Origin of the sequence: Pseudoalteromonas sp. SR45-6, from assembly GCF_014163545.1 — a bacterium.
Taxonomy (GTDB): domain Bacteria; phylum Pseudomonadota; class Gammaproteobacteria; order Enterobacterales; family Alteromonadaceae; genus Pseudoalteromonas; species Pseudoalteromonas rhizosphaerae.
In genome coordinates, this window is the sequence record NZ_JACJDM010000017.1 from 21599 (window position 1) to 38803 (window position 17205).

Consider the following 17205-nt stretch of genomic DNA (forward strand, 5'->3'; position numbering starts at 1 on the left):
TGCAATCTAACCACTAATACTGGGTTAATTGTGATAACAAACGTTCAAATGCACGATAATTGAGTGCCTCTTTTAGTTCATCTAAACTAATATTATCTTGCCCTTTTAGATCACTAATTGTTCGCGCTACTTTGATCACTCGATGATAAGAGCGTGGCGATAATGATAGCTTTTCACTGGCTTTAGCTAAAAACTGTAACTCCGGCGCTGCAAGCGCGCAATGCACACTCATTTCTTTATTATTAAGTCGCGCATTGACTTTACCTTGGCGACGCAATTGCAGATTATATGCCGACTCGACCCGCGTGCGCACAGTCGCACTACTTTGTTCTTCTTGAGTGCTTTGCAATTGCGCGCTATTTAAACGTGGTAGCTCTATTTGTAAATCAATACGGTCAATAAATGGTCCTGACACTCGCGATAAATAACGCATAACTTGATCCGGAGTTGCGCGCTTATCATTATGACAACCCGTAGGACTTGGATTAAGAGCCGCAATTAATTGAAACTGTGCAGGAAACTCCATTTGCCTTGCCGCTCTTGAAATCGTTACAGTGCCTGTCTCCATTGGCTCGCGTAATGAGTCAAGCACCTTACGTTCAAACTCAGGTAGTTCGTCAAGAAATAATACGCCATTATGTGCCAGTGAAATCTCCCCTGGTTTTGGGTTTGAAGAGCCTCCGACTAGCGCCACAGCGGAGCATGTGTGATGAGGATTACGAAATGGTCGCTTGCGCCAGTTAGTTAGATCGACACTTTGGCCAATAATTGAATACAACGCTGCGGTGGAAAGTGCCTCATCATCAGACATGCCCGGCATAATAGTCGGCATACGTTGCGCGAGCATTGACTTCCCCGTACCAGGTGGCCCCAAAAAAAGTAAATTATGGCCACCCGCCGCAGCGATTTCTAACACCCTTTTCGCGCCCGGCTGGCCTTTTACATCACTTAAATCAATTAAGAATTCAACACCGCTATGTTGCTGTTCTGGGTAGCTAATATTAAGAGGTAAAGGCTGCTGATTGAGTAAATCACTCCATACTTCTTGGATAGAAGAGACCGCTTTGCGCTCAACGCCATTTACTAAACTCGCTAAACTGTCATTTACTAAAGGTAAAAAACAACAACGCCCTTGTGCTTTAGCTGCTAAAACTGATGGGAGTATTGCATTCACGCCACGCACTTCGCCATTCAGTGCCAGCTCACCATAAAATTCATAGCGTTCAATATCAGTGCAAACAATTTGCTCTGAAGCGATGAGAATACCAACCGCAATCGCTAAATCAAAACGCCCCCCCTCTTTGGGTAAATCAGCAGGTGCTAAATTGACTGTAATGCGTTGGTCTGGAAAACCAAATTTAGAGTTTTCTAATGCGCTGCGTACACGATCTTTGGCTTCTTTTACTGAGGCTTCGGGCAAACCTACAATATGAAATGCTGGTAAACCATTACCTAGATGCACCTCAACGATCACTTCAGGTGCTTGAATACCCACTTGGGCACGAGAATAAATTCGAGCTAATGACATCCTTTGTCCCTGTAACGTTCTGTTCTTTACAGTCTAGTCAGGATATTTAAAAATATGTAGTGTTAGTTGCCATTTCATTGCTGCAAGGCGTAACAGCAAGGTGGTTAACATCGCTAACACCATCGCTATCTCTGTCTCAATGTTCAATACAATTGCTTGGGTATAAACAATACCACCAGCAATACAAGTAATTGCATATAGCTCACCTTTTAATAGCATAGGAATATTGCCTGCCAACACATCTCGCGTTACTCCGCCAAAGCAACCGGTGATCACTCCCATAATAATTGCGGTTGTAGCTGGCATCCCCGCGAGCAATGCTTTTTGCGCCCCCATTACAGCAAAGAACGCTAAACCAAACGCATCTGCAACTTGTAAATGATATAAAGGAATTGATTTTTGCTTATTGATCAATCGCGTGGTAACAAAGACAGACGCAAATATCGCGATAAAATAACTTTGGTCGTGTAACCAAAATACCGGAACATCTAAAATCAAATCTCGAATTGTGCCACCACCTATCGCGGTGACCGTCGCCAGTACCACGACTCCAAAGCCATCCATTTTTTTATCATAGGCAATTAAAGTGCCTGACATGGCAAATACGGCGATGCCAATTAAATCAAACCAATGATAAAGTTCAGTCATATATCTAAGCCATCCCAAGATGCGAATCGAAGTTAAAATAAACAGTGCTTAACGACGCCGTTTTAGCACAATAAATCCAAAGTTATAAGTGAACTTTAGATTTATTGCTATTTCTATTAATTCAGTAACTGCTGCGCTGTTTGCAACTGCTTATAACGTACGACCAATGTAACGCCACGCAGTAGCATAAAGCAGGTCATTGCTAACCAAAGCGCATGATTTTGCCAAGCATTAAACACCCAAAACACGCCAAAGAATCCAACTAATGCTGAAATTAGCATAGTATTTCGCATATCTTGAGCTCTGGTTAGGCCAACAAAAATACCATCAAACAAAAAGCAACTCATTGCCGCTAATGGCATAAAAATCAACCATGGTAAGTATTCATAGGCGGCTTTGATCACTTCAGGAATATCTGTTAATAAGGTAATAATTTGCGAACCAAACAATGCAAAAAACACGCTATAACAAAAAGCAAATAGCATTCCCCAAAATACGCTTATTTTTACCCATAAGTTTATACGTCGTACGCTATGTTGACCTTTTGCTTGGCCAACTTTTGCTTCACTTGCATAGGCAATACCATCAAGAGCAAAGCTCACTAGCATTAAAAAGTTCAGTAATACAGCATTTACCGCAAGCGTTACCTCGCCAATGCGTGCACCATAGAAGGTCATAAAGCTAAAACACAGTTGTAAAATTAAGGAGCGAATAAAAATATCACGGTTAATACTTAATAACGCCCACATTTTATCTCGGCTAAACCACCCACCTAAAAATAGCGGCACAGTCATTTTTTTCGCTAACCTAAAAACCAAGAATAATGCAAATAATAGCGCGGTATAATCGGCAATCAACGATGCCCAAGCAGCTCCGGCGACTTGCCAATCTAAGTACACAACAAAATAAATATCTAAAACAATGTTGGTGATATTAGTAACTAGTAATAAATAAAAAGGCCCTTTACCGTAATGAATCCCTAACATCCAAGCTAATAATACCAAGTTACATAATGCCGCAGGTGCACTAAAAATACGAATTTCAAAATAACTATAAGCTTGTGCGAGCACCTGCGCACTGGAACCAGAAAGGTAAGCTATGGCATTTTTAATAAGTGGCGATAAAGCAATTAAAGAAAATGCCACGATAAGCGCTAATACTAAACTGCGCTTTAATAATCCGGCTAATTGAGGATAATCTTTCTTGCCATAAGCTTGCGCAACCAGCCCTGTGGTACTCATGCGTAAAAAGCCCGCCAACCAAAATAGCAATGAAATTACCGTGGCGCCCAAGGCAATTCCGGCAAGAAAATGAGCACTACCAAGATGCCCTATTACTGCAGTATCAACTATTCCTAACAGTGGCACGGTTATATTTGATAATATCATTGGACCAGCTAACAACAGCAAGCTTTTATGGTGTGCTTTATGACGATTAAGAAATTTTTTCACAGTCTGCTATCGATCCTCTTTTGTCTATCTTTACCTGCTCACAGCGCAGTTATTTTACAGTATCACCATGTCAGTGAGACCCTGCCAGCAGTCACCAGTGTCAGTGCAGAAACCTTCACTGAGCATTTAAACTATCTAAAACAGCATGACTTTAACGTAGTGCCACTGAATGAATTACTATCTGCTTTACAACAAGGCCAAAGTTTACCAGATAAAACCGTCGCTATTACCTTTGATGATGGTTACAACAATAATTATGAACAAGCAGCGCCGATATTAGAAAAGTTTGCTTACCCCTATACGATTTTCGTTAATCCAAAATTGATTGATGAAGGTAAAGGCTATGTAATGGGCTGGAATAAACTCAGAGAACTTGCCAAAAAAGGTGCTCTGATCAGCAATCACAGCGCACAACATGATTACCTACATCGTAAATTAGCCGATGAAACACCCCAACAATGGCAGGCGCGTATTAAGCAAGATATTTTGTCATCACAACAACGGATCAAAGAAGAAATTGGCCATGACTATAAATACTTAGCATATCCATATGGCGAGTTTAATAACCAATTACAAAGTTTAGTGAAAGAGTTGGGCTTTATTGGTATTGGCCAACACTCTGGTGCCATCAACAAAGATTCTGATTTTAGCCGTTTACCACGCTTTCCGGCTTCTGGGTTTTATAGCAAGCTTGATACGCTAGTGACCAAACTAAACTCTCGCGCATTTTCAATCCAAGAGCTTACTTATATTGATAGCGTGACCAGCCAAAATCCACCTCAGATCAGCATTAAATTTAATATGGGAGACTTTCATAAAAGTCAGCTAGCTTGTTATGTATCGGGCATCGGTCAGGCAAAACTAGACTGGTCAGCAGCTGATACTGTGACCATAAATTCACCGAAAAATTTAGCTCAAGGGCGATCACGATTTAACTGCACAGCGCCATCAATTGCTCATAAGAATAGCTATTATTGGTTTTCACAACCGTGGGTAATTGTGCAGTAAAAATATAATCCCTTGATAATTATCAACCTGAGCCCGGGATAATCAGCTCAAGTTTATAAGGTGACTACTTTTTCATTGCTTGGTTTAGTAGATGCTGCGTCACTTTATCAAGCGAGACCACCGCTAAAGCTGCTCCGATCTCTACAGCGGCTTTAGGCATGCCCCATACCACTGACGATAGTTCATCTTGCGCTACGGTATAAGCACCATGCTGTTTTAGCGCCAGTAAACCTTGCGCACCATCGCTCCCCATACCCGTTAATAAAGCTGCGATGGTATTTTTAGGGCACACTTTAACCAGCGAGTTAAACAATACATCAACCGCAGGACGATGACGGTTAACCGGCTCGCTCTCATCAAGCTGACAATATAAGCTGCCTCCTTGCTGTATAACGCTTAAGTGTTGACCACCCGGGGCGATAAACGCCCAGCCAGCTTTTAACTTATCGCCTTGCTGCGCCTCTTTGACATTGATAGTACATGTCCTATCCATGCGCAAAGCAAATGAACTACTAAACACAGGTGGAATATGCTGCGTGATAACGATCGGAGGGCAGTTTTCTGGCATTCTTATTAGCACCTCTTTAATCGCCTCTGTTCCTCCTGTTGAAGCTCCAATCGCCAAAACCTTATTGATACTAAACTGTGCATTACTTAACGTTTCGATAGGTTGTACTTGGCTTAATTTAAAAGGCCGTACTCGTGCAGCCGCTGCCGTACGGACCTTTTGTTGCACTAATTTAGCATACTGGCTTAATTGCTCAGATACATTGACTGTCGGCTTAGCTATAAAATCAACTGCCCCTAATTCCAGCGCCTCCAAAGTCATCGGTGAACCTTTTTGGGTGAGCGTTGATATCATTACCACAGGCATAGGCCGTAGACGCATTAGGTTTTTCAAAAAACTAATACCATCCATTTTCGGCATTTCAATATCTAAAGTCAGCACATCGGGATTAAGCTGTTTAATCATTTCTCGTGCTTGATAAGGGTCTTCTGCACACCCTACGACCTGAATATCATCAGCCTGGTGTAGTACCTCCGTCAATACTCGTCGAATCAATGGCGAGTCATCAATCACTAACACCTTGACCATTTTTTACCCCTTAAAATAACTCAATATCGGTTTTAGAATCTTGTTCTTCAATATCGTGTAAATAACGGACTTCGCGTTTTTCAATCACATCAGTGTGCATGTCGCGCAATTTTTTAACCTGTGCTTTGCCTGTTTGAGGGTTAAAATTGACCTTACGCGGCCAAGGCCCCCCCACATCATGAGACACTAATTCTAGCCCTTCTTCTTGCACATAAGAGTAAGCAAAGCGAATATTACCAAGGCCAATATCTGTCATCGAGCGAATAATTTTACCGCCGCCAAACAGTTTTATTTTTAGATTTTGCCTAGAGGCGCCATTTTTAAGTACTTCATTAATTAAAAACTCCATCGCCCAGTTACCATAACGACAATTTAAGTTATGCGCACTAGTTGGCTCTGCGCCTTTTTCAATCGGTAACATAAAGTGATTCATGCCACCCACACCAAGCTTGTCATCATAAATGCAAGCTGCAATACATGAACCTAGCACAGTGGAAATCATCTCATCGTTTTTTGACACGTAAAATTCACCGGGCAATACTTTAGCAATAACTTGCCGCTGACCTGAGTCCCAAAACCGCTTAATATGCTCAAAGCCATGTAATACTGGCTTAAAATGACTATCCATAAATCACCTTCTGATACATAGTTTTACCTAAGTTTTTAAACTCACTATGCTCCTTTCCCATGGTTTCAGAATGACCTAATAATAGGTATCCATGATCAGCTAAAATATGACAATAACGGTGGAATAGCTGATCTTTTGTTTCTTTATCAAAATAAATCACCACATTACGACAAAAGATCACATCAAAAGGCCCTTTCATTGGCCAGTCTTGTAATAAATTCAACCGCTTAAAATGAATTTTTTGCTGTAATTCAGGTTTAACTTTGAATAACTCACCATCTTTAGTTTTTAGAAACCAGCGCTGTAATTGATGTTGTTCAAGTCCATTCACATTAGCCGCAGTGTAGGTACCTGATTGTGCTTTAGCTAATACGTTTGAATCCAAATCAGTGGCTAAAATTTTCACATCCCAATCGGCTGGAAATAACCCATGTAAGGTCATAGCTAAAGAATAGGGTTCTTCCCCAGTTGAACAACCTGCAGACCATATCCGAACTCGCCGAGTACTTTTATTTGTCACTAATAACTTTGGTATTACATGGGATTGCAAATAATCAAAATGATGTGATTCACGAAAAAAAGAAGTCAGATTAGTTGTTATTGCATTGATAAAATCACTAAATTCTTGCTCTTTATGTGCCTCTAAATAAGCTAAATACTGTTTAAAATTTGTCAGCTGCAATGTTCTGAGCCGACGAGCAAGACGTGAATAGACCATTTCTCGTTTATGATCACCTAATACAATGCCACACGCGTCATAAACTATTGCAGCTATTTGCTTGAAATCATGGTCGGTTAGTAAAAACTCTTTCATTACAATTACTCGCAATAGGCGTGACTGAGCTGCGATTGAATATTAACAAAATTGCTAAAAGTTAAGACTCTGGATTTTTCAAAGTACAGAGGCTTAACTAGTAATCCGATTGCAAAAAACGTTAAAATTCCTCCCATTCATCAGCTGAATTAGCAAAGTTATTACCTCGCGCTTTACTACGGATATTATTACTACGTGGTGGCGCGGTAGTAGGAGTTACTGATGCAGTATTAATTACAGCGTCTTGCTGACTTATAGTAAAAAAGTTCAGTAACCGGGTCATATCATTCGCTTGCTCTGACATTGACTCGCTGGCCGCGGATGCTTGCTCAACTAAGGCCGCATTTTGCTGGGTCATTTCATCCATTTGCGAAATAGCTTTGTTGACTTGCTCAATACCTGAACTTTGCTCTTCGGATGCTGCTGCAATATCAGATATCATTTCAGTTACTTTTTGTACTGCAATAACAATTTCTTTTAAAGTGGCTCCTGATTCATTAACTAATAAAGTGCCATCTTCAACTTTACCAACGCTATCTCTGATCAACTCTTTAATTTCTTTTGCAGCCCCCGCGGAACGCTGCGCTAGATTACGCACTTCGCCGGCAACGACAGCAAAGCCACGCCCTTGTTCACCAGCTCTAGCAGCTTCAACAGCGGCATTAAGAGCTAATAAATTAGTTTGAAAGGCAATCTCGTCAATCACGCTAATAATATCGGCAATTTTTTTACTCGACTCATTAATTGCCGACATGCTGATCACCGCGCGATTAACAACTTCGCCCCCTTGCTGCGCTTTGTCGCGCGTTTCTTCTGCTAATTCATTAACCACTTTTGCATTATCAGCATTTTGACGTACTGTACTGGTCATTTCCTCCATGCTAGATGCTGTTTCTTCAAGCGATGAGGCCTGCTCTTCTGTACGCTGGCTTAGATCAGCGTTGCCTTGAGATATTTCCTCTGCCCCACTTGCCACTAAGGTTGCCGAGGTATTAATACGATTAATGACTTCCGTTAATTTATCAGCCGTGGTATTGGCATCACGCTTGAGTTTTTCAAACGACCCCTGATACTCTTGCTCTATCCGTTTTGATAAATCACCATTGGCCATCGCATCAAGCATATTAGCAGTACCGGTGACAGCATCATCAACAATACCAATTAAACCATTTAGACCTTTAGCTAAACGTAAAAAGAAACCGCCCTTACCTTGCTCTGTAACACGAGCGTCTAGATTACCTTTGCGTGCAGAGCTGACTAAGTCAGCAATTTCTTTTTCTATTGCGACTTCGGCTGTTCGATCTTCCCACTCCACCACAGTGCCGATTCGTTCATTTTCTGAGTTAAAAATAGGGTTAGCAACTAAACCAAAAGTGCGCCCGCCAACCAGTATCTCTGCACTGTAAGTATCGGTTAGCTTGCTTAACAGATTGCGTTGATGCGCTGGATTTTTATGAAATACATCAATGTTTTGCCCTAATAACTGGCTACTATCAAAATTAGGTAAATCGCGACGTAAATCTTGCTCAGCGTTGCGCATCATATTTTGCACTGCTTCATTCATATAAATAATATCGTTTTTAGTATTTGCAATCATGGTATTTGTTGCAACTCGATCCAGGGCTTGACGCACCCTAAGATTTTCTTCAGCAGCACGTTTTTCAGCAGTCGCTTTTTTAATACTTTCGGTTAAATCTTGCCACTCAATTATAGTTCCTAATCGTTTACCTTCTTTATTAAACCAAGGGGTCGCAATAATATTAAAAATTAACGATGCAATTTCTAGTTTTGATTCAATAGAGTCGGTCAAGTTTGTATACAACTGAGCCTGCTGTGCTGTATTTTCAAAAAATGCCGTAATACTTGAGCCCACTATACTATTGACGGAAAAATCACCTAGTACACTCTGCAGCTCACCTTGTCTGGCTTGGAGCATTTGTTTTAGTTGATTATTAGCAAACACTATCTGTAAATCATTGTCTGCCATCATCACACTCGCCTGGCAGATCGTTAATGCGCTCGATAGATCAGCATCCCTTTTTGATTCTTTTTCTAATTCTTTTTGAGCTGTGATGTCTGTCGCATATTTAACCACCTTATAAGGTTTGCCACTGAGATCAAATATTGGATTATAAGATGCTTGGATCCATACTTCACTGCCATCTTTAGCAATACGTAAATACTCACCGGAGTCAAATTCACCACGGCCTAATTTTTGCCAAAACAGTTGGTATTGCTCACTTTTAGCAACCTCAGGCTCAATAAATATACGATGATGCCGTCCGACTATTTCCTCTAACTGATAACCAAATGTCTGCAAAAAGTTGTCATTCGCGGTCAACACGCTGCCATCTAAATCAAACTCAATCACCGCTTGAGATTTACTAATAGCAGCAATTTGCTCCGCAGCTTCAACAGCGACCATCTTTTGCGCCGAAATATCACTGGCAAATTTCACAACTTTTATAACATTTCCATGCTCATCCTTAACGGGGTTATAAGTTGCTTGGATCCACACTTCTTTGCCACTTTTACTGATCCGCTTAAACTCATCAGCAATAAACTCTCCGCCTTTCAAGCTTTGCCAAAAGCTTTTATATTCACTGCTCTGAGCTTCTTTTTTAGATACAAATATTGAATGATGCTGGCCCTGAATTTCTTCTAAGGGGTAACCCATTACATCTAAAAAGTTATTATTCGCCGTAATAATTATGCCGCTAGGCTCAAACTCAATCACCGCAAGTGACTTATTTAATGCCGTAACGATTAAATCATTATTTGATTTTTTAGAATTACTAAACCACCCCATGCCCATCACCTTCTTGTTGATCACCATTTGCTATATTTAGTATTTGGCTAAATATCCATTGTTTTTTGCAGGTCCAATAACGCGACCATCTTCTCACCGACATTCACTAACCCTGCGATAAATTCAGCATTCTCTGAGCCGCTAAAGTTAGGCACCGTCTTCGCATCTTGCTCTACAATACTGTAAACATCAGATACGGCATCGACTACCATTCCCATAATCTTGCTATTTTGCTCAAAAATTACTTTCACTACGATCACCACTGTTAACGGTCCATAGTCAATCGTCGCTAAGCCAAACCGTAATCTAAGATCTAAAATAGGTACTATGGTGCCACGTAGATTAATCACCCCTTTTACATAATCTGGGGCATTCGGGATCTCGGTGATCTCCTCCCAACTACGAATTTCTTGAACAGTTAAAATATCAACACCGTATTCTTCATCAGCCATAATAAAGGTTAAAAACTGCTTAACTCCTTGGCCCTGTTCAAGCATTATTTTGTTATTTAATTCGCTGTGCGCAGAGATCATGAAGCCTCCAAGTTAGCTTGCGATTCAATAATCAATTCTTGGCTACCGGGTTTTCTTAATCCTGATAATTTAATTAAGCCGCTGATATCGACAATCAACGAAACCCGACCATCCCCTAATATAGTGGCACCTGACACGCCATCTACTTTTTGGTAATTAGCTTCTAAACTTTTAATCACTACTTGTTGCTGTGACAATAAATCATCAACTAACAAACCAATTTTTTGATTATCGCTTTCAACTACCACTAACAAGGTTTTATCAAGCGTTTCTATCGCACCTTGATGATTGAAAATACTGTATAAACGCAAGATAGGAATGTATTCATCACGCAGTCTAAGTACGTCTAAGTCTTTACCCACTCGACTGACTTTATTGATATCAATTTGTAATGATTCAACAATAGATATTAATGGAATAATATAGGTGTGCTTTGCAACCCTCACTAACTGACCATCTAAAATAGCCAGCGTAAGTGGCAAGCGAATAGTAAAGGTAGACCCAACACCTGCAGCAGATGACACTTCAACCGAGCCATTAAGTGATTGGATATTACGCCTGACCACATCCATACCAACACCACGTCCGGATATGTCACTTACCTCATCTGCGGTTGAAAAACCGGGCATAAAAATGAGCTCATTAATTTCATCATCATCTAACTCATCAGCTTCGCTTACGAGCCCATTAGCAACCGCTTTTTGTTTAATCTTTACAGTATTAAGGCCTTGTCCGTCATCCATGATCTCTATAACAATATTGCCACCTTGGTGAAATGCATTAAGTGTGACTGTACCGACTGGGTCTTTACCTGCAGCAAGGCGCTGTTCAACCGTTTCTAGCCCATGATCCAGCGAATTTCGTACTAAGTGCACCATAGGATCTGATATTTTTTCCATTACGGTTTTATCAAGCTCGGTCTGTTCACCTAACAGTTTTAGCTCAACTTGCTTATTCAGTTTTTGCGAAATATCTCGCACCAAACGCGGAAAACGACTAAATACAAAGCTGATTGGCAGCATTCGGATACGCATTACATTTTCTTGTAAATCACGAGTGTTATGGGCCAATTGCGCTAAGCCTTCCTGCAAAGAGGCGATAGTCGCTTCGGTGATCTCTTGTTGACCAATTTGGCTCAACATGGCTTGAGTGATAACCAGCTCTCCAACCATATTGATCAATGAATCAACTTTATCTATGCCTACTCTGATTGAAGTAGATTCTGCAGCTGGAGTGCTTGCTTTGACCGCAGTGCCTTTTTTTATTGGTTTAACCGCAGCAACATTGACAACTGCAGGGGCTGAAGTTGAATTAGAGTTTTCCTCAATTACATCAGGTGTTGTAATTTGCGCATCATCATCAGCAAATAACCCTCCACACAACGCGATGGTAATATCAGCATCATCTTCAACCCACTCAAATATTTCTCGAATCGCACTCTCATCTTTTGCTGTGTTTAAAAAGAATCGCCAAGATAAAAAACAATCGTCGGGACTTAAATCAGCAATGTCAGGGATCTCATTATTGAAAGCTTGAGTCTCTAAATCGCCCAATTCAGCCAACTCACTGATCATATAAAGTGGCTCATTGCCTGTTTTAAATAAATGATGATGTGGTTTAAAATCAATCTGATAGGTGTTTAGCGCAAGTTGAGCGGGGCTAGCAGTGACTTCCAGTTTATTTTGTTCGGCTTGGTTTACTCCTAAAATCTGTTCAAACTTAATTCTCAGTGCAATTGCTTCTTCTAAATTAGGTTCTTGCTCTGCTTGTAAGCCACGAAGTAACTCCCGCAAGCAATCAACAGATTTAAGTAATAGGTTAACATGCTCTGCGGTAAGCTCTCGTTTCCCCTCACGAATTTGATCTAATAGGGTTTCTAGCACATGAGTAAAGTCAGACACAGAGTTAAAACCAAATGTACCACTGCCGCCTTTGATAGAATGCGCAGCACGAAAAATGGTATTGATTGTTTCTAAATCTTCTTCGCCAGGTACTAAGTTTAATAACTCAGCTTCCATCGCATCTAAGCCTTCAAAACTTTCCTCAAAGAAGACTTCAAAAAATTGACTTAAATCTATACTCATACCCCGTCCCCTAGATTAGCGAATTACTTTTTTTAAAACCGCTAATAACTGTTCAGGATTAAAAGGTTTAACTATCCAGCCTGTTGCACCAGCAGCTTTCCCTTCTACTTTTTTGTCCATACCTGATTCTGTTGTTAGCATTAGCAATGGCGTAAATTTATAGTTTGGTAAGGTGCGTAACTCCCTGATCAAAGTAATACCATCCATCACTGGCATGTTTACATCTGAAATAACAGCATCAAAACCTTGTTGTTTTGCGATGCTAAGTGCTTCACTTCCGTCTTTTGCCTCAGTGACATCAAAACCCGCCTTTTTCAGTGTAAAACTCACCATTTGACGCATTGATGCCGAATCATCCACGGCTAAAATTCTTTTCATATGAACCCCTTAATCTACATTTTCAAGTATCAGATATTCACTTAGGCCTAAGCGACTAATGGCATTTTTTAAAGGCTCACTTTGCCCAACCCAAATAATTTTGTGATGGACGCACAGCAAGTGCTTTTGCAGAGCACACAATAGTTGAATAGAGGCAGTATCTACGCGTACAACTTCACTAATGTCTAAACAAACATCATCATTGCGGTGTAATTCTTGTAATAAATCTTGGTGTAAGTTTTCAACTTGGGTGATTGCTAGTTCAGCGGGAAGCTTCATCATATTGTTCGCACTTTCCATGTTTAACCAATTCATAACAAAAGCTTAGACTGAGTTAGTAAAAATGCCATAAATGCGTTGAAAAAAGAGTGAAATTATTTGCTGGGGATAAAAGAAAAACAAAAAAGGAGCTCATCGCTCCTCGAAAAGAATTAAAGTATACTTATGCTATTAATAATGATCCGCAATCTGTTTAAACTCAGTTATTAATAATTTAGCATTAATTAACGGCACACTGCCTTGTTTAAATTCAGGTTTAAATATGGCTCTTACCGCTCCTTGAGGGTCAACCATCGCAATTGAAGCACTATGGTCAACGGCATATTCTTGCTCATCACTATTGCTAATTGCGTAAATTAAACCTAGCTCTCTAACTAGTGGGAATAAATCTTTATGCTCCCCTGAGACCGCTAAAAAATCAGGATTAAAATAATCAATGTAGGCTTTACGTTTAGCGACTGTATCGCGTTTTGGATCGACCGCTAAAAACCAAATTTGTAATGGGTATTCATCTTTCAACGCTTTATAAACACCATTGAGTTTAGCTAATGTCAGAGGGCAAATATCTGGGCAACTGGTATAACCTAAAAACACTAAATTCCATTGACCTTGCAATGTTTGCTTAGTTACTGGCTGAGCATTTTGATCTTGTAAAGTAAAATCACTCAAAGGTTTGGCTTGTTCATATACCAAAGCTTCAACGTCAGGCATAGCGCTGTCACTACAAGCTGTTAACAGCAATAAACTTAACGCCAACCACACTCTCCCCCCACGCTTAACTGCTAAGCTATTCATATAACGAACCATTTATCTATAAATAAGGCGACAAAGAGTATCATTAAATGAATAATTGAAAAACGGAATAAATCCATTGCTTTATCGTCATTCCCCGCTATTTTTAGTTTTACCGCTTTATAGATGAAAATCCCATTAAGTAATGTCGCAGCAATTAAATAAATGAGCCCCGACATACCAATTAAATAAGGCAATACACATACCAAAGCCAATAAAATAGAGTATGCAACTACACAGGTTTTACAAAAATCAATACCATGAGTGACTGGCAACATGGGGATCTTAGCGCGTTCGTAATCACTTTTGCGAGCAATTGCCAGCGCCCAAAAGTGCGGCGGAGTCCAAGTAAATATGATCATCACTAATAACCAAGGAGCAGCTGCCATATGGCCAGTTTCAGATACCCACCCTAACAACGGCGGCATGGCCCCTGCTAGTCCTCCTATAACAATATTTTGTGGCGTTGCACGCTTTAAAAAGGAGGTATAAATAAACGCATAACCAACTAACGCAAATAAGGTTAATACAGCGGTTAAAGTATTAGCCCAGATCATCAACATAATGAAACCACTCACCCCAATAACAGCGGCAAAACTTAAAGCATGCAGTTTAGATAACCGCCCCTTCGCCACTGGCCGATGGCGTGTACGTGCCATTTTGCTATCTATTTCGCTATCAACCACATGATTGATCACCGCAGCTGCTGCGGATAACAAGCCAATCCCCAGTAAACTAATAAACTGTACGCCAATACCACGACCAACATCGGGTGCCAGCGCTAAACCAACCCATGCTGTTAATACCAACATCGCGACTACTTTAAATTTACTGATCGCTAAATAATCATTTATTAAGCCGCTAATTTGGCTAGGTGCTAACTTTGTTATTGCTATTAATGGTGTCATAACTGCCCCTATGTACGTGCTTTTAAGTAAAAACATAAACGAACGACTGTTAACAATAGTATGGCAGCCATTAAATTATGTGCCAGCGCAACGCCGAGCGGGAAATGCCAGTGCACAACCGCCAAGCCCAAACAAATTTGACACAGCAACGCGACCAATACGGAGACTGTACAATGCTTTATTTTTCTCGACACAGCACGGCTATAAATGCGCCACATGATCAGCGCTAATACTACACAGGTAACTAACGCCCACATTCGATGTAATAAATGGATCGACATTCTAGCCTGCTGTGAAAGTACACCATATTCATAAGTACTTTGCTCTAATGGCAACTGAAATACACTACTCAATGAAAACGGCTGTCCGTAACTACACAATGGCAAGCCATTGCAGTGCGGCGCCGCATAATTAGCAGCAAGCCAACCGCCTAGCGCTATTTGCAATACCAACACCACTAATGCGACTAGACTAAGTTTAAAGTAACGCCGAGCTGGGGCGTCGCCGCCAAAAATTGGTTTTGCCGTTAGCCGTAAATACAATAATGTAACCAATGATAAAATACTAAATCCACCTAATAAGTGCCCCAATACAATCAGCGGCTGTAAATTCATGGTGACGGTCCACATCCCTAAAGCCGCTTGAAACACCACCAGTATTAGTAATAGTAAGGGTAATTTAATTGGCGTGGTTGGATATTGACGTTTTAATAAAGCCAATATAAATAACGCTAAAATAAGTAAACCTAACGTGCCGGCAAAATAGCGATGGATCATTTCTTTCCACGCTTTAGCGGTTTCGAACATCATATCTGGGTAGGTTTGCTCTACATGGGCTAAATCAGCCTCATGCTTGGGTACCGTCAAAAAGCCATAGCAACCGGGCCAATCCGGACAACCCAATCCGGCATCACTCAAGCGCGTATAAGCCCCTAAGCCAACAACTAAGATCGATAACATAAAAGTGGCTAATACCAAATGTTTATAGTTTTTATACATAATTGGCACTCCTTAAATTAGCTAGAACGCGAATAGTTAAGTAATTTTTTTAAATCTTTTAACAGTCCTTTTTGAGTCAAACGGTTTTGCTGTGGCTCACTATGGTAAGGATACTGCAAGACCACTAAGCCCATATGATCAATTAGATATAAACTAGCTGGTTGCAGTACATCAACCTCAGGTAACTGACGCCATGGCAGCTCTTTTTGCTGTGTCTGGCCAAGGATGGCTACATCGACTTTACCTTGATTTTTACCAAGAGCGATGTAGAGGTTCTCTAGTGCTTGTAACTGCTGTGCACAAGCTTGTTGGCATTGTGCTGGGTGATTTAAAGCAATAGTCCATTGTTTATGCTCCGTTTTTTTCCAATCTTGTAGTTTTATTTCCTGTTTTAAAAATTCCCCTTTATTACTCGATGCACTAGGTATCCACTCAAGCTTTAACGCCAAATACGCCAGTATTAAAGGCACTAAACAACAGCCAATAAATATTAATAACGGATTGTTTTTCATTGTAATTCCTTCTTTTTAAAAGCAAATACAGCAATAACAAGGCAGGCAATCGCAATCAATAACCATTGCACTGCGTAGGCTTGATGTTTTTCGGGGCTCATCACCACAGCTTGGTAATGCGGCGCAGCAATCTCATCCGCGATACCTTGCCGATAACCAATAAAGTCAATCATGTCGCGACCTGTTTGCTGTGAAAACAATGCTAAATCGATAATTTGTACGCGCTTGGGCCATGCTGTATCCGTCTTGTGTTGTGCATCTTGCAAAGTAAAGCCACTGAGCTTTCCTTGCTTTAATTGCACGGTCATTGCCAAAGGAGTCGATGGTAGGTTTATACTAGGGAGTTGCTGGCGAGTAAGTGGTGCTTTAACCCAACCCAAATTCACCAACAGAGTTTGCTTACTTTGCTGTAAACGCAGCAAGGTAAGTACATCGTAGCCAACCTGACCTTGGTAAACTTGATTATCTAACAACCAATATTGCTGCGTATCTAGCACTCCAGAGATACTTATCTGCAAGCCCGTTTTATTCCAATCACTAGGCAGTTGCTGCATTTGCTGCCAGCTCATTACTCCCTGACTTTGCAGGGCTGCTATTTGTGTTAATTGCTCAGTTTTACTTTCAGCTCGCTGTAATTGCCAATACCCTAGGCGTAAACATACCAATACCACAATGGTTACCACGCAAATGGTAATAATTGAGCTAAGCTTTTGTTTACGCCATAAAATTAACTGCATAA

The 17205-nt window shown here is 40.6% G+C and carries 17 protein-coding genes; 1 reads left to right on the plus strand and 16 read right to left on the minus strand.

Features of this window, described 5'->3' with window-relative positions; translation table 11 throughout:
- Nucleotides 1-13 precede the first annotated feature (13 nt).
- The 3 genes from H5158_RS09625 to dinF form a co-directional block, all read right to left on the minus strand.
- Nucleotides 14-1528 (minus strand): YifB family Mg chelatase-like AAA ATPase, encoded by a 1515-nt coding sequence (locus H5158_RS09625; RefSeq protein ID WP_145237843.1) that lies wholly within the window; start codon nucleotides 1526-1528, stop codon nucleotides 14-16.
- Between the two features lie 33 nt (nucleotides 1529-1561).
- Entirely contained in the window at nucleotides 1562-2176 is a 615-nt protein-coding gene (locus tag H5158_RS09630) for a trimeric intracellular cation channel family protein (RefSeq protein ID WP_145237840.1), read from the minus strand.
- Nucleotides 2177-2292: 116 nt separating this feature from the next.
- Nucleotides 2293-3627: an MATE family efflux transporter DinF gene (gene dinF, locus H5158_RS09635; RefSeq protein ID WP_182739920.1), complete on the minus strand. Its 1335-nt coding sequence runs from the start codon at nucleotides 3625-3627 to the stop codon at nucleotides 2293-2295.
- On the opposite strand from dinF, the gene H5158_RS09640 reads away from it, so the two are divergent.
- On the plus strand, nucleotides 3604-4635 hold the full coding sequence (locus tag H5158_RS09640; protein ID WP_182739921.1) for a polysaccharide deacetylase family protein: 1032 nt from the start codon (nucleotides 3604-3606) through the stop codon (nucleotides 4633-4635). The genes dinF and H5158_RS09640 overlap by 24 nt on opposite strands.
- A 64-nt stretch (nucleotides 4636-4699) precedes the next feature.
- Here the strand turns inward: H5158_RS09640 and H5158_RS09645 are convergent, their stop codons facing one another.
- From H5158_RS09645 to H5158_RS09705, 13 genes are all read right to left on the minus strand, one after another.
- Entirely contained in the window at nucleotides 4700-5731 is a 1032-nt protein-coding gene (locus H5158_RS09645) for a chemotaxis response regulator protein-glutamate methylesterase (protein ID WP_182739922.1), read from the minus strand.
- Nucleotides 5732-5741: 10 nt separating this feature from the next.
- Nucleotides 5742-6359 carry a chemoreceptor glutamine deamidase CheD gene (gene cheD, locus H5158_RS09650; protein WP_182718552.1) on the minus strand — a complete coding sequence of 206 codons (618 nt, stop codon included), beginning with the start codon at nucleotides 6357-6359 and terminating at the stop codon, nucleotides 5742-5744.
- Nucleotides 6352-7173: a protein-glutamate O-methyltransferase CheR gene (locus tag H5158_RS09655; protein ID WP_182718551.1), complete on the minus strand. Its 822-nt coding sequence runs from the start codon at nucleotides 7171-7173 to the stop codon at nucleotides 6352-6354. The genes cheD and H5158_RS09655 overlap by 8 nt, the downstream gene beginning before the upstream one ends.
- Nucleotides 7174-7294: 121 nt before the next feature.
- Entirely contained in the window at nucleotides 7295-9982 is a 2688-nt protein-coding gene (locus H5158_RS09660) for a methyl-accepting chemotaxis protein (protein WP_182718550.1), read from the minus strand.
- A 47-nt stretch (nucleotides 9983-10029) separates the two neighbouring features.
- Nucleotides 10030-10515: a chemotaxis protein CheW gene (locus tag H5158_RS09665; RefSeq protein WP_149980428.1), complete on the minus strand. Its 486-nt coding sequence runs from the start codon at nucleotides 10513-10515 to the stop codon at nucleotides 10030-10032.
- Nucleotides 10512-12599 (minus strand): chemotaxis protein CheA, encoded by a 2088-nt coding sequence (locus H5158_RS09670; protein WP_182739923.1) that lies wholly within the window; start codon nucleotides 12597-12599, stop codon nucleotides 10512-10514. Before H5158_RS09670 ends, H5158_RS09665 begins: the two co-directional genes overlap by 4 nt.
- Nucleotides 12600-12614: 15 nt before the next feature.
- On the minus strand, nucleotides 12615-12977 hold the full coding sequence (locus H5158_RS09675) for a response regulator (protein ID WP_145237813.1): 363 nt from the start codon (nucleotides 12975-12977) through the stop codon (nucleotides 12615-12617).
- Between the two features lie 9 nt (nucleotides 12978-12986).
- On the minus strand, nucleotides 12987-13259 hold the full coding sequence (locus H5158_RS09680; protein WP_149980677.1) for a lipid asymmetry maintenance protein MlaB: 273 nt from the start codon (nucleotides 13257-13259) through the stop codon (nucleotides 12987-12989).
- A gap of 168 nt (nucleotides 13260-13427) precedes the next feature.
- Nucleotides 13428-14051 (minus strand): SCO family protein, encoded by a 624-nt coding sequence (locus H5158_RS09685; protein WP_182718548.1) that lies wholly within the window; start codon nucleotides 14049-14051, stop codon nucleotides 13428-13430.
- Nucleotides 14048-14956, minus strand: coding sequence for a heme o synthase (gene cyoE, locus H5158_RS09690; RefSeq protein ID WP_182718547.1), 909 nt, complete (start codon nucleotides 14954-14956; stop codon nucleotides 14048-14050). The genes H5158_RS09685 and cyoE overlap by 4 nt, the downstream gene beginning before the upstream one ends.
- 8 nt (nucleotides 14957-14964) lie before the next feature.
- Entirely contained in the window at nucleotides 14965-15954 is a 990-nt protein-coding gene (locus H5158_RS09695) for a heme A synthase (protein WP_145237805.1), read from the minus strand.
- Nucleotides 15955-15971: 17 nt separating this feature from the next.
- Nucleotides 15972-16466, minus strand: coding sequence for a transmembrane cytochrome oxidase associated protein (locus H5158_RS09700; protein WP_182718545.1), 495 nt, complete (start codon nucleotides 16464-16466; stop codon nucleotides 15972-15974).
- Complete coding sequence (locus tag H5158_RS09705) at nucleotides 16463-17203, minus strand: SURF1 family protein (RefSeq protein WP_145237798.1); 741 nt, start codon at nucleotides 17201-17203, stop codon at nucleotides 16463-16465. Before H5158_RS09705 ends, H5158_RS09700 begins: the two co-directional genes overlap by 4 nt.
- Nucleotides 17204-17205 lie beyond the last annotated feature (2 nt).

Coding starts and splice junctions, on each gene's coding strand:
- H5158_RS09625 (WP_145237843.1), bottom strand. CDS start 1,528: ATGTCATTAGCTCGAATTTATTCTCGTGCCCAAGTGGGTATTCAAGCA.
- H5158_RS09665 (WP_149980428.1), bottom strand. CDS start 10,515: ATGATCTCTGCGCACAGCGAATTAAATAACAAAATAATGCTTGAACAG.
- H5158_RS09670 (WP_182739923.1), bottom strand. CDS start 12,599: ATGAGTATAGATTTAAGTCAATTTTTTGAAGTCTTCTTTGAGGAAAGT.
- H5158_RS09700 (WP_182718545.1), bottom strand. CDS start 16,466: ATGAAAAACAATCCGTTATTAATATTTATTGGCTGTTGTTTAGTGCCT.
- H5158_RS09675 (WP_145237813.1), bottom strand. CDS start 12,977: ATGAAAAGAATTTTAGCCGTGGATGATTCGGCATCAATGCGTCAAATG.
- H5158_RS09640 (WP_182739921.1), top strand. CDS start 3,604: ATGACGATTAAGAAATTTTTTCACAGTCTGCTATCGATCCTCTTTTGT.
- H5158_RS09680 (WP_149980677.1), bottom strand. CDS start 13,259: ATGATGAAGCTTCCCGCTGAACTAGCAATCACCCAAGTTGAAAACTTA.
- cheD (WP_182718552.1), bottom strand. CDS start 6,359: ATGGATAGTCATTTTAAGCCAGTATTACATGGCTTTGAGCATATTAAG.
- H5158_RS09645 (WP_182739922.1), bottom strand. CDS start 5,731: ATGGTCAAGGTGTTAGTGATTGATGACTCGCCATTGATTCGACGAGTA.
- H5158_RS09695 (WP_145237805.1), bottom strand. CDS start 15,954: ATGTATAAAAACTATAAACATTTGGTATTAGCCACTTTTATGTTATCG.
- H5158_RS09630 (WP_145237840.1), bottom strand. CDS start 2,176: ATGACTGAACTTTATCATTGGTTTGATTTAATTGGCATCGCCGTATTT.
- H5158_RS09660 (WP_182718550.1), bottom strand. CDS start 9,982: ATGGGGTGGTTTAGTAATTCTAAAAAATCAAATAATGATTTAATCGTT.
- H5158_RS09705 (WP_145237798.1), bottom strand. CDS start 17,203: ATGCAGTTAATTTTATGGCGTAAACAAAAGCTTAGCTCAATTATTACC.
- H5158_RS09655 (WP_182718551.1), bottom strand. CDS start 7,173: ATGAAAGAGTTTTTACTAACCGACCATGATTTCAAGCAAATAGCTGCA.
- cyoE (WP_182718547.1), bottom strand. CDS start 14,956: ATGACACCATTAATAGCAATAACAAAGTTAGCACCTAGCCAAATTAGC.
- H5158_RS09685 (WP_182718548.1), bottom strand. CDS start 14,051: ATGAATAGCTTAGCAGTTAAGCGTGGGGGGAGAGTGTGGTTGGCGTTA.